Annotated in this window: 9 protein-coding genes; 6 read left to right on the top strand and 3 right to left on the bottom strand. The window is 42.4% G+C overall.

The window, feature by feature from the left end:
- The first annotated feature begins 33 nt into the window (after positions 1-33).
- Positions 34-2,154 carry a CDC48 family AAA ATPase gene (locus ACZ5GY_RS01220; RefSeq protein WP_213690974.1) on the top strand — a complete coding sequence of 707 codons (2,121 nt, stop codon included), beginning with the start codon at positions 34-36 and terminating at the stop codon, positions 2,152-2,154.
- Between the two features lie 99 nt (positions 2,155-2,253).
- Here the strand turns inward: ACZ5GY_RS01220 and ACZ5GY_RS01215 are convergent, their stop codons facing one another.
- Together ACZ5GY_RS01215 and carB are read right to left on the bottom strand one after the other, a co-directional pair.
- Positions 2,254-4,215: a lytic transglycosylase domain-containing protein gene (locus tag ACZ5GY_RS01215; protein ID WP_213690973.1), complete on the bottom strand. Its 1,962-nt coding sequence runs from the start codon at positions 4,213-4,215 to the stop codon at positions 2,254-2,256.
- A 92-nt stretch (positions 4,216-4,307) separates the two neighbouring features.
- Complete coding sequence (gene carB / locus ACZ5GY_RS01210) at positions 4,308-7,436, bottom strand: carbamoyl-phosphate synthase large subunit (RefSeq protein WP_213690972.1); 3,129 nt, start codon at positions 7,434-7,436, stop codon at positions 4,308-4,310.
- Positions 7,437-7,763: 327 nt separating this feature from the next.
- On the opposite strand from carB, the gene ACZ5GY_RS01205 reads away from it, so the two are divergent.
- From ACZ5GY_RS01205 to ACZ5GY_RS01185, 5 genes are all read left to right on the top strand, one after another.
- Complete coding sequence (locus ACZ5GY_RS01205; RefSeq protein ID WP_213690971.1) at positions 7,764-8,393, top strand: M48 family metallopeptidase; 630 nt, start codon at positions 7,764-7,766, stop codon at positions 8,391-8,393.
- Between the two features lie 184 nt (positions 8,394-8,577).
- A complete protein-coding gene (locus tag ACZ5GY_RS01200) occupies positions 8,578-9,801 on the top strand; it encodes an aminotransferase-like domain-containing protein (protein ID WP_213690970.1) in 1,224 nt (407 codons plus the stop codon).
- A 59-nt stretch (positions 9,802-9,860) separates the two neighbouring features.
- A complete protein-coding gene (locus tag ACZ5GY_RS01195; RefSeq protein ID WP_213690969.1) occupies positions 9,861-11,066 on the top strand; it encodes an aminotransferase-like domain-containing protein in 1,206 nt (401 codons plus the stop codon).
- A gap of 107 nt (positions 11,067-11,173) precedes the next feature.
- Positions 11,174-12,541 carry a tRNA uridine-5-carboxymethylaminomethyl(34) synthesis GTPase MnmE gene (mnmE, locus tag ACZ5GY_RS01190; RefSeq protein WP_213690968.1) on the top strand — a complete coding sequence of 456 codons (1,368 nt, stop codon included), beginning with the start codon at positions 11,174-11,176 and terminating at the stop codon, positions 12,539-12,541.
- Positions 12,542-12,564: 23 nt separating this feature from the next.
- On the top strand, positions 12,565-13,164 hold the full coding sequence (locus ACZ5GY_RS01185) for a nitroreductase family protein (RefSeq protein ID WP_213690967.1): 600 nt from the start codon (positions 12,565-12,567) through the stop codon (positions 13,162-13,164).
- Between the two features lie 75 nt (positions 13,165-13,239).
- On the opposite strand, the gene ACZ5GY_RS01180 is transcribed toward ACZ5GY_RS01185, so the two are convergent.
- Positions 13,240-13,617: a DUF6672 family protein gene (locus ACZ5GY_RS01180; RefSeq protein WP_213695778.1), complete on the bottom strand. Its 378-nt coding sequence runs from the start codon at positions 13,615-13,617 to the stop codon at positions 13,240-13,242.
- Between the last annotated feature and the right edge of the window lie 23 nt (positions 13,618-13,640).

The raw sequence follows: 13,640 nt of genomic DNA, 5'->3' as shown, positions 1-13,640 counted from the left end.
TCTGGTTGATTTTTTAGAAGGGAGCGCTTTTGAATGCCACTACGAGTCAAAGAAGCTCTATCGAAAGATGTGGGAAGGTGTATTGCACGAATAGACCCAGAAGATATTAAAAGATATGGACTGTCTGAAGGTCAAATCATAGAAATTGCAGGCAAAAGAAAGACTCCAGCCAGAGTATTGGCTTGCGATTCTGGCGATATGGGACAAAAAACGATACAAATCGATGGAATAACCCGAGAAAACGCTCGCGTAGGTCTCGACGAAAAGATTTCTATACGGAAGACTGACCATCACTTTGCGGGCAGCATTACTCTCCGCCCTCTGACGTCTACCCCTCTTCTCGAAAAAGAACGGGATTCCGTCTATCTTAGTTCTCTTCTTGAAGGTCTGCCTGTTGTAGAAGGAGATCGCATACGAACCAACCTTTACGGTACGAGGACATGTGATTTTCTTGTTGTTGACACTACGCCTAAGAATATTGTTCTTATCAGCAGTGCTACCTATATAAACGTTGAAAAACAAATGACAAAAGAACAAAAAGCTACACGTATCTCTTATGAAGACATCGGCGGTCTTGGGCCTCAAATACAGCGCGTTCGAGAAATGATTGAGCTTCCCCTGCGTTTTCCTCAAGTTTTTGACAGACTCGGCGTTCAACCACCCAAAGGAGTACTTTTATATGGCCCGCCAGGAACAGGTAAAACTGTTATTGCCAGAGCTGTAGCAAACGAAACAGATGTATATTTCACTCATATTTCAGGGCCTGAAATTATAGGAAAATTTTATGGAGAAAGCGAAGAGCGCCTTCGTAATGTCTTTGATGAAGCACAGGCACATGCTCCAGCTATTATTTTTATAGATGAAATAGATGCAATTGCTCCCAAACGAGAAGAAATGGGCGGGGAAAAGCAGGTGGAACGACGTGTCGTTGCGCAACTTCTCGCTCTGATGGACGGACTTGAATCTAGAGGACAAGTTATCGTTATAGGTGCCACCAATATTCCCAACACTTTAGATCCAGCACTTCGTCGTCCCGGACGATTCGACAGGGAAATTTCTGTTCCTATTCCCGACCGCAATGGACGTTTTGAAATTTTACAAATTCATACACGGGGAATGCCGTTGGCAGAAGACGTTGATTTAATGCGTCTCGCCGAAATTACCCACGGTTTCGTAGGTGCAGATATTGAAGCATTGGCCAAAGAAGCAGCCATGTCTTCCCTTAGACGTATTCTTCCCAGTATCGATTATGAAAAAGCCGATATTCCTTACGATGAACTCCTTTCAATGAATGTCTCTATGGGGAATTTTCTTGACGCATTGAAAGAGGTCGAACCATCTGCAATACGCGAAGTATTTGTTGAGGTACCTGACGTAACATGGAATGATATTGGAGGACTTGAATCAATAAAGCAAGAGCTTATAGAAGCTGTTCAATGGCCTCTTGAACACAGTAATGTTTATGAAAAATTTGGAATAACTCCACCACAAGGTATCTTGTTATACGGACCTTCCGGAACAGGAAAGACGTTGCTTGTTCGCGCATTGGCACACGAAAGCGGCGTTAACTTCATTCCTGTAAAAGGTCCTGCCCTTATGTCTAAATATGTTGGAGAAAGTGAAAGAGCCATTCGTGAAGTCTTCAAAAAAGCTAAGCAAGCTTCTCCTTCTATTCTTTATTTCGACGAAATAGAATCCCTCGTTCCTATTCGTGGACGAGATAGTGGATCTGGGGCCAGCTTCACAGAGCGTGTCATAAGTCAGTTTCTCGCAGAAATGAGTGGAATTGAAGAGCTTAAGGGAGTGACAGTCCTGGCAACAACCAACAGAATAGATCTTATTGATCCCGCTCTTCTGAGCAGCGGTCGATTTGATGTTGTTCTTGAACTTCCCATGCCTGATGCAAAAGCTCGACTTGAGATTTTCCAGATACATTTGCAGAAAAAGCCTCTAGCGGAAGACATTCATATCGAAGATCTGGTCTCTGTCACAGAAGGTCGAAGCGGTGGCGATATAGATTTTATATGTCGAAAAGCATCAGCTCTCGCTATTCGAGACTATCTTAAAAATGGGAAAAGCGATATTCCTCGTATTGAGAAAGAACATTTTGAAACAGCCTTATCCTTTTTAAAAAGCAATCTTCAAAAAGGATAAAAATCCATACTATACTAAAAAAGTAAGAGGGATCTTTCGTTAACGAAAGATCCCTCTTACTTTTTAAAAACACAGTTAAGCATATATGATCCGAAAGCCCTAATAAAGCATGCGATAAATAAAGAGATTTCCCATTACCTTCCGCACATAATTCCTCGTTTCATTATAGGGAATATCTTCCATCCATTCATCGAAAGGACGTTCCTCACCCTCTTTAATCCAACGTCCTACTGCACCACTTCCAGCATTATAGGCCGCAACAGCCCACTCCAAGCGACGGAAACGCTTCTGAAGTCTTGCCAAATGAGAGGCACCGAGCAGAATATTTGTATTTGGATTCCATAAATCAGCGTTTTCCATACCAATAAGACGAGCTTCTTCCTTCCCTGTCGCAGGCATAAGTTGCATCAGACCTATGGCGCCAACCCAACTATTTACTTCTGCATCAAAAGCACTCTCCTGGCGCATTACAGACCAAATGAGGTTTGCTTCAACACCAAATCGGGTTGTAGCCTGCTGCACAAACCCCCCAAAGGGACGTGGGTATAAAAAGCGAATCCCCTCTTTGGGCAAGGGCTGAAATTTTAAAAACAAAGACATTAAGGAAGAAGCCGCACTATAGGCCCCTGGTTCATCTTCGAGCCATTTGGAAAGCACTGCGGCTCGATAAAGTGCCGCTGGACTTCCTTCCCGTAGGAGTCTTAATCTCGCATAAAAAATGAATCCCCAATCTTCGAGAATATCCGGTCTTTTTTGCAGCTCCTCGGGTGTGTCTGAAGTAAAAGATGGCCCTCCTGGCGAAGCTAAAAAGCTATAGATCGAAAGAGGATATTCTGAGAGTAGTGTATGAAATACCTCTTCTGCTTTTTCTTTTCTTTCCAATTTTTCATACCCTCTGGCCGTCCAATATAAGAGACGTTCTCTCCAAATTCCGCTACTCTGTGAAAGAAGTTTTTCCCATATGCCGAGAGCCTCGCTTATCTGTCCTTTTTTCCAGGCACGCCAGGCATCATCCCAAAGGATAGATTGAGCGCCTTCCGAAGTAGAATACTTCTCTATAAGTTCTCGCTTAAAGAGTTCCTTTTTCTCTTCCTCCACAAGCGTATAAAGAGAATATAGAGCCCTGGCTCGAACAGTCTCATTTCCCTCTCTGACTATATGTTCCAAAGCAGAAAGAGATTTCTCTTTTTCGTTTCGACCGGCAAGTATTCCAATACGACGCACAGAAGACTCTGCATAGCCTTTACCATGTAACGCCAGCCACTCCCAAAGATCTAGCGCCTCTTCATACTGTTCAAGTCGATAAAGAGAAACAGCCCTGTAATAACGAGATTTAAGTCCTTCCTTTGAATTCAGCGGAACAGCCAAAAAGAGAGGAATAGCCTGAGAGTAGTTTCCATTAAGATAGGCACCATATCCCAACGCGTTGGAAATCGGGGCACTAAATGGTTTTTTACTCTTTTGCAAAACAGCTAAAGCCCGTTTATTCATCGGCTCGAATTGCAACAATTGCAGCGCATACGCCATATTATCTCCAGAAGTTTCAAGCAGTTCGCCTAACGTTTGTGTAGTTTGAGATCGATTGGAAGCTTTTTGAAGCATTATTTCTAGCCAATGCCGGTGAAGAGCCGGGTCCGAAGAGAGTCGAGCAAGAGCATAAGCCACATAATAACTTAACTCTTCAGGGGCCTTGGGTAAAAGAATTTCTGCCGCTTCATATGCCTTTTGTTTCTCGCCGGTTCTTTCATATGCAAGAAGAGTCATCATATCTCTATAAGGAGAGATCAAAGATGGAAGTTGTTCATCATCCATAGATTCCATAAGGGAAAGAGCCTCTCCCCAGCGACCTTGTAGCCAGAGAGCATTTGCAGCCAAAGACTGCTCTTTTGAAGAGAGAGAAGAACCTTCTTTTAGAAGAAGCATGTCTACTGTCTCCCAATCTCTGTTCAAAAAAGCCTCTTCCATAGAGAGCGCATTTGGCAAAGCTGAACTATGAGCTACTCCTTCTCCTATGAAGACAAAAAGAAACACTATCACCAGAACATGAAGTTTTTTTATCATCCATATCACTCCTTCTTCCGCTCTGGGTCGTGGTTTCCCATTATAGATGATGAACGAACTTCTATCGAAGTAATTTTACTTATTTCATACCTTTACTTTTTCCTGGCAATAGCCGCCGAAGCAACAGCAGCTGCTGTTTCAAGGGAATGGAGACACACTATAGATCCGTCGAGCGCTGCTTTACGAATTTTTGCACCATCCGTCAAAGGCTCTATGAATAAGCCAGGAATATTGACAATCAACTGCCACCGACCGTTCCGCACTCCTTCAAAAAGGGAATCATCTTTTTTAATGGGGTTCACTGGCAAGCCCCATCGTTTCAAAAGTGTAGCTGTTCCAGGAGTAGCATCTATATCCCATCCTAACGCTGATAACATGGAAGCTACAGGATAGACTCTGTCTTTAACATCATCACGAACGGAGAAAAGGACTCGACCCTTTTCTGGTATGGAAAGATCAGCACCTTGTAATGCATCGAAAAGAGCATCTGAAACCGTATCGGCTACGCCTAAAGATTCTCCTGTGGATTGCATCTGTGGGCCAAGTCGTGAATCTATTCCCGGAAGTTTTTCGGTGGAAAAGACTGGGGCTTTAACACCAAAAGGCCCTGTATAAAGATATAGGCCTGTCCCCCATGAAGAGTTTACAAGTCGTTCTCCCAAAGCAACTCCCACGGATAAGTCAACCAAAGGAATACCTGTTAATTTGCTGCCAATAGGTACAGTTCTGCTGGCACGCGGATTTGCTTCAATAACGTAAAGAGTTCCTGAGGAAAGCACAAATTGGATATTGAGCAAGCCATGTACGTCAAGGGCTTCTGAAAGTTTTCTGGTTATATCAACTATTTCTTGTCGCTGTCGCTGATTCAAAGAGATATCGGGAAAGATGCTGATTGAATCTCCCGAGTGTATTCCGGCAGGATCAAGATGTTCAAAGATACCAGGAATCAAAATGTCTTTCCCGTCGCAAACGGCATCAACCTCAAATTCTTTGCCCGGAAGGAATCTATCGATCATGACAGACTGATCGGGTTCCGCTGAAAAGGCCATCTCCAAAATTTTTACACAATCTTCAAATCGTGTTGCTACATGCATGGCAACGCCACCTATAACAAAGCTTGGCCGCACCATAAGAGGAAAACCAAGTTTTTCTATTAAAGCAATTCCTTCTTCCAAAGATGTAACAGCATCGCCTTCAGGATAGTGAATTTTAAGCTGGCGAAGGAGTTTGGCAAAGGCTCCCCTATCTTCGGCCATATTAATTGAATTGAAAGACGTACCAATAATAGGAGCTCCCTGAGAAGCTAAAATTTGTCCTAAACGCAGAGACGTCTGACCACCATAAGAAGCCAGAATTCCTTCCGCTCCCTCTTGGGATAAGATATGATCCACATCTTCTTCGGTAAGGGGTTCAAGATAGAGAGCATCGGAGATATCGTAATCGGTACTCACTGTTTCAGGATTATTGTTGATCATAACGGCTCGAATTCCTCGACGGCGAAGTGCTTCTACAGCTTTCACGCAGCAATAGTCAAACTCCACTCCCTGAGCTATACGGATAGCACCTGAACCAAGAACGGCAATTGTTCGTTCTGACGCCTCTTTGTGCTGAACCTCTGCCTGATCGTAATATCCAAAGTAGTATCCAGATTCTGCCGGCTCATCTGTGGCACAACCATCTATTTCCCTATAAATCATATTTATTTTCTGACGGTTTTCTTCTTCTCTTATTTCTTTTATCGAGTGCTTCGTTAAAGCGGCAATAACGCGGTCAGAAAAGCCTAGCTTTTTGGCTTCTGCCAAAATGGAAAGACCTTCGTCTCTCAACTTTTTCTCCATTGCTACAATATGACTCATAATTTCTATAAAATAAGGAACAAAAGCGCTTCGCTGTGCAATCTCAGAAACAGAAAAACCTTTTCGCAATAAGTCGAACATGGCAGGGATTCTCTGAGATGTTGGAGTTGTAACGTGGTCCCAGAGATCTTCATTCGCCAATTCTTTCAGATCATCACCAAAAAGCTGGTCTCGACCATCAATAGAACGGAAGGCCTTGAGAAGAGCCTGAGGAAGGGTTTTCCCTACAGCGACTACCTCTCCTGTAGCTTTCATTTTCGTTCCAAGTTCCATATTGGCTGTTGGGAAGGCATCAAATGGCCAACGAGGTAACTTGAGAACTATATAGTCAAGGTCAGGTTCAACCATGGCATTTCCATTGCCCGTCATTGGGTTGGGAATTTCTGGCAAGGTCTTCCCTAATGCTATTTTCGCCGCAATACGAGCAATGGGGTATCCTGTAGCCTTACTTGCCAGAGCACTGGAACGGCTGGCACGAGGATTGACTTCTATTACGGCATATTCTTCACCATCGGGGGAGAGAGCAAACTGAACGTTACAAGCCCCTTCAACTTCAAGGCTTTCCACTATATCAAGAGCAGCTTTTTTTAATCTTAGCCACTGATCGTCCGTCAATGTTAAAACGGGAGAAACAACAACTGAATCACCGGTATGAACTCCCATGGGGTCAATATTTTCCATACCGCAAACACAAATTTTATTACCAGCTTCATCTCTGATAACTTCCGCTTCTATTTCATGCCATCCCTCTAAATATCTTTCGAGGAGTACCCTATGAACAGGGGATGCACGTAATCCTTCTTCAAGGCGCTCACTTAGTTCCTTCATGGTGTAAGCAACACCACCGCCCGTTCCACCCAATGTATAATCTGGACGAATAATCAAAGGGAATGACGTCTCTTCGGCAAAAACTACTCCCTCATCAATAGAAGAAACGTAAACGCTCTCGATGATGGGCTGCTCTGTTTTTATCATGAGCTCTCTAAAAGCCTGTCGCCCTTCTGCCTCACGTATTGACGTAACGGAGGTTCCCAAAACTTTGGTACCATATTTTTGCCAAATTCCACGTTCTTCACATTCTACACATAGATTCAAACCAGTTTGCCCTCCCAGAGTTGCTATAACTCCATCGGGAGAATGAACCTGAAGAATCTGTTCTACTGTTTCCACTGTAAGAGGTTTGATGTACACATAATCTGCAAGTTCAACATCTGTCTGTATTGTTGCAGGGTTACTATTGAGCAATATAACTTCGCATCCCTCTTCTTTTAATGCTCTACATGCCTGGCTTCCAGAATAATCAAACTCTGCTGCTTGTCCAATACGAATGGGGCCCGAACCTAAAATAAGAACCTTCTTATACATAATAAAAGCCTCACTTTCAATGAATATAAAAAAAAGGCCTCAAAGCCTAACGCTTTGAAGCCTTATTTCCAAAAAAGAAAACACCAATTCCTTCTCCCATTATATTTTCTTTATTTGTCGAAAGAAGAACATCAGGTTTTTTGTATACAAACATTTTATCATCCTCGGAATATAAAGTAAAGGTCAATAGAATCTGATCCGAAGAGGTTTTATACCACGTAACGTTATTTTCGTCAATTCCTTAATATAAAAAATCTACAATTTTACCTATTGGAGAGCAGAACTATTCTATGATAGCATTGAAAAATAGAGAAAGAAGGTGAGAATATGAAAAAACACCTTACAGTAACCACTGTGTTGATAACCGTTGTGCTTTGCCTGTTTGCAGAAGCTGCCCAGGCTGCGCTCTCCCCGCAACAGCTTGAGCGAGCATGGAAACGAATTTCAGAGGCTGCTGGCATAGAGACAACGTCGATAACAATAGAAGATAAAAAGGAGCCTAATGCATGGGTTCGCTTTTCAGGAAGCGATCACGCTGTTTATGTCACGACTGGCTTATTAAAAATTCTCAATAAGGAAGACGAAATAGCCGGTATACTTGGTCATGAAACAGGACATATACAGCTTAACCACTATGGAAGCACTATAGGTAGAAATTTGCTATGGGCTCTCCTCTTTAAAAATGTTAAGGGAGATCGCAACTCTGAGCTTTTGGCAAGTCTCGGAGTCGGCCTAGCAGAATCTGGTTTCAGCAGGGAACAGGAAGTTGAAGCCGACGATTACGGAATTAAACTTTCCGTAAAGGCTGGCTATAGCGCTTGGGGGCTCGTCAATGCTCTTGAAAAAATGAGAGATGCCGGATATGAAACATCTCCAAGCGGCTTCAACTCACACCCACCAACAGAACGTCGCTTACAACATATACGTGCTACGGCACGAACATATAGTCAGCAATAGGCTCTCTCTGTATACTTTATCCTTTCTTCTAAAAGCATTTATTTTCTTTTTTCAATGCTATAATTGTCGTGTACTGTCTTGTTTTTTCTTATTTATATCAATGTAGTCTACAATTTACTGCCTTTTACTTCATCGTTTTCAGAATTGATGTATTTTATTAAAAGCTGATGGGGAGGCGATATGCGTGAGTAAGGTTTGGGAAGGGAATTTTAGCTACAATGCTAAGAATGTCAGGCCTTCACCAATAAGAGAAATGCTGGCTGTTATTAAACAACCGGGAATGATTTCTTTTGCCGGTGGCATGCCTGCACCAGAAGTATTTCCTGTGGATGAATTTTACGAAGGGGTACATATTCTTAAAGAGGATGGGAAAAATATTCTTCAGTATGGAACAACAGAAGGATACCCTCCTTTAAAAGAATTCCTTGCCGAGTGGACAGCCCCTCGTATGGGGAAAGTTGCAACCCTAGAAGAAATGTTGATCACTACAGGATCACAGCAAGCTTTAGACCTTTTCTCGTGGGCAATGATCGATAGAGGTGATTATGTCATCACCGAAGATCCCACGTATCTTGCAGCTCTCACCACTTTTTATAACCATGGAGCTAAGTTTTTAGGAGTCCCTATGGACAAAGATGGTATGCAGGTTGATCTTCTTCCTGAAATCATCGAAAAAGCTCGTAAAGAGGGTAAAAACGTAAAGTTTATCTATACCATCGTCAACTTCCAAAACCCAGGCGGCGCTACAATGACCTTAGAACGGCGCAAAAAACTTGTTGAGATTTCACACAAATATTCTATTCCAATTTTTGAAGACGACCCTTATGGCTATGTTCGCTATGATGGAGAACATTTGCCGTCTATCTTCTCTCTTGACGATAATGATGGCGTTATTTACGCTGGTTCATTTTCGAAGATTCTTTCTCCTGGAAGCCGCATAGGATGGGTTACCGGATCTAAAGAAATCATCAGAAAGATGACTGTGTTCAAACAGGCTACTGACTTGTGCACCAGTACCATCACACAAGCTCTTGTCGCTGAATATTGCCGTAACGGATATCTTGATAAACATCTTCCTGTCATAATTGATAACTACCGCGTAAAACGTGACGCTATGCAAGAAAGCTTTAAACGCCATCTGGAACCACTTGGCGTAACATGGGTTAAACCTGAAGGCGGGTTCTTCTACTGGCTGCACTTCCCTGAGGTCAATACCAAGGATCTTTTCAATAAAGCTATTGAAAAGAAAGTTGCATTTGTCATTGGTGAACCCTTCTGTACTAATCCTGGTAGCGGAGCTCACAATGCTCGACTTTGCTACACTTTCCCGACGCCGGAAGTCACAGAGGAAGGGGTCAAACGTTTGGCAGAAGCCATACAAGAACTTGCACAAACCGTTACCGCATAGATATTCCAGGGGCCTTTTCAAAAGGCCCCTTATTCTATAAGGGAGGGAAATCAGAACTAGTGAATACCTATTGGGATGCTTTGTATAGTCATTCAGCATTACAAATCAAACCTTCTCCCATTAGAGATATTTTCCACGTTATACGCAAACCAGGCATGATTTCTTTTGCAGGAGGTATGCCTGATCCTGACATCTTTCCTATTGAGCAATTCTACGAAGCAACCTCAATCATCAAAAGAGAAGGACGAGATATTCTTCAATATGGCATTACGGAGGGGTACCCTCCACTTAAAGAATTTCTAATAGAATGGCTGAAACCACGACTTGGGCACAAGGTAGAGATGGATGAGATGCTTATAACCTCAGGGTCTATTCAGGCAGCAGATCTTCTTACCCTCTCTACAATAGACAAGGACGATTATGTTATTACTGAGGAACCTACATTCTTGGGCACAACCATTGATATGTATAACCACGGAGCGCGTTTTATCTGCGTTCCATGTGACTCCGAAGGCATGCAAGTAGAGCAACTTCCAGAGCTTATAGAAAAAGCTCGTTCTGAAGGCAAAAAAATAAAGTATATCTACACTATCCCTAACTTCAACAATCCCTCTGGCGCCACTATGAGCCTTCTGAGGAGAAAAAAACTTATTTCTATAGCCAATCAGTACGGCATTGCTATTTTGGAAGATGACCCTTATGGATATATTCGATTTGAAGGAGAGCATTTACCTTCACTCTTCTCTCTTGATACATCAGGACTCGTTATTTATGCAGGATCTTTTTCCAAAATTTTAGCGCCTGGAACCAGAGTAGCCTGGTGTTGTGGAAATAAAGATATTATAAGAAAAATGGCTGTTTTCAAGCAGGGAGTCGATACGTGTACAAGTGTTGTAGCCCAGGCCTTAGTTTACGAATATTGTCGCCTAGGTCACCTTGATAACTTTCTACCACGCATAGTCGAGCATTACCGTCAAAAACGAAATCATATGAAAGATGCTCTTCAATTTCATATTCCCCAAAAAACTGCTTCTTACAACATTCCATCAGGTGGTTTTTTCTTTTGGGTAAAAACTCCTGACATTTTGGCAGAGGATCTTTTTGAAAAAGCTCTCGAAAAAAATGTAGCCTTTGTTAAAGGAGCGCCCTTTTTCCCCAATGGAGGTGGAGAACATCATTTTAGGCTTTGTTATACTTTTGCATCGCCTGAAATGATTGATGAAGGAATTCGACGACTAGCAGAATCGATGGAAGAGCTTCTTTAAATTTGTTTTATTCAATTCAAGGGCCGCTTTCCAGAAGCGGTCCTTTTTGTTATAAGATACTGGCATGGAGAAACAAATATAAACCCGAAGATGGGGAGGAGACATTCATGTCAGAAGAAACAATAGCTGCTATATCTACAGCCTGGGGAGAAGCAGGAATTGCAATTATAAGACTTTCAGGACCAGCTTCCCGGCAATTGGCTGACGAAGTGGTTCAAGGAGTCCGCCCATTAGCAGAAACCTCTCCTCGTTTTTTGCGAAATGGTTTTTTGCTTGATGAAAATAAAGAACCAATTGATCAGGTTCTTTTTTCATGGTTTAAAGCTCCTAAAAGCTACACCGGTGAAGATATGGTCGAGATATCCACCCATGGAGGAACATTAGTCGCTCAAAAATGTCTTGAACGACTTATCAGCAAGGGAGCCGTTTTGGCAGAACCAGGGGAATTTACAAAACGAGCCTTCCTAAACGGGAAAATTGACCTTTCTCAGGCAGAGGCAGTATTAGGAATAATACGATCAAAAAGTGAAGAAGCCCTTCGCGCCGCCACTCGTACGTTACGGGGAGAACTTTCCAGCTTTGCTCGTGATATTTACAACGAAATTATGGAAATTTCTGCATCTATAGAAGTCGGCCTTGATTTTCCTGAAGAAGATATTCCCTATATGGATAGCAGTGACGTTGAAGCATCTTTATCCACTCTCAAACAAAGTCTTGAAGATTTGCTTGATCGTTGCAATACGGGATTCCTTCTTCGTGAAGGTATCAGAGTAGCTCTTGTTGGCCGCCCAAATGTGGGGAAATCATCTCTGCTTAACGCATTACTTAAAGAATCACGGGCTATCGTTACTTCTGTACCAGGAACAACGCGAGATGTAATAGAAGAAGTGCTTACATATCGCGGAATACCTATTCGTCTTATTGACACTGCCGGAATTGATGCCCCTTCTGATGAAATTGAAGCTATAGGCATTGCCCGAGCTGAAAAAGCTATGGCAGAAGCTGATATTCGTGTCTGGGTAATAGATGGGAGTGAACCCTTCACACCTGCAGATCTAGCTTTCATTCCTAAACTATCATCAACAAACCATATAGTTGCAATCAATAAGTCAGATCTTCCACTCGTCATAAGTGAGGAAATGGTGAGCGGCCTTTTACCCCAAAGCCTGATTTGCAATATTTCAGCAGAAAAAAGAGAAGGCATAGAGACATTAAAAGATACCATTGTGGCAAATATTGCTGGTGGAGGAACGCTAACTTCCGGTTTAAATGCTTCATCTCGACAAGTTGAGGAAATTAGACGAGCTATTCAATCATTAGCTCAAGGCGTAACAGCTCTTGAACAAGGTCTTGGGCAAGATATTGTAGCAACCTGTTTATACGACGCGCGAGGATGTATGGAGCGTCTTCTAGGGCTTTCCATTGATGATGCTTTGCTTGATACAATTTTCAGCCAATTTTGCGTAGGCAAATAACAAGAATATGAGGAGGCCTAAAAATGGAAAAAAGCGCAGATAGTGCATATCCTATTCACGAACTCATCCGAAACAGATGGAGTCCGCGATCCTTCACAGACATGATGCCAAGTCAAAGCCAACTTCTTTCCCTTTTTGAAGCAGCACGTTGGGCTCCTTCATGTTATAACGATCAACCGTGGTTTTTTATTGTCGCCACAAAAGAAAACCCAAAGGAATACGAAAAAATGCTATCCTGTCTTGTTGAGCAAAACAGGATATGGGCTCGACAAGCACCTGTACTCGTTATATCTGTGGCAAGAATAACATTCTCTCTTAACGGCAAACCCAACGCTCATGCATTTCATGACCTTGGAATGTCCATACAAAACATTGCCCTTCAGGCAACAGGAATGGGATTGGCGATACATCCGATGGCCGGTTTTTCAAAAAAGTGTACTCGGGAAACGTATAACATTCCCGAGGGATACGATCCTGTAACAGCTCTTGCCATAGGATTTCCAGGAGATCCGAACACTCTTCCCGCTGCTCTTAGAGAAAAGGAAATGGAGCCACGACAAAGAAAAAGTCTAAAAGATTTTATTTTCGCTTGCACATGGGGCGAAAACTTTATATCAGAATAGAGCATAAAAAAAGGGGGAGCAAAGTTATTTAGCTCCTCCTTTTTTATAACTATATAACAGTCTTTTTAAACGCTACTATCTTTTCTGAATCCACTGCGAAACATCTGATCCGAGGGCAGGGATACTAAGAAGATCCCCCGACTGTCGTGTCAGCTTGAATTTCTTTTCGATCTTCTTGATAACGTTTTTTTGTTCATCCATGATTTCTACATGAATCTGATGAGATTTTCCGATGACAAAAACAACGTCTCGTCCGCCAGCTTTCAATAGAACTGGCTTTTTAGATGTGCTCACATCCACATTGACCCAAGCATAGGGCTGTAGTTCCTGCCCATCAATCGTAATAGCCTTATTATCTACAAGTAAGTTATATCCTTTTCCTGCGTTATAAAGAAATACGGAAATAATCACAAAAAATATGATTATCCCCACATTAACCGCTGATCGTCTCATATCTTATGCCTCCTGTCTATGCC

Source organism: Aminobacterium thunnarium (assembly GCF_055390565.1).
Note: the sequence above shows the minus strand (reverse complement) of the source record. Positions and strands in the feature narration are given on the sequence as shown.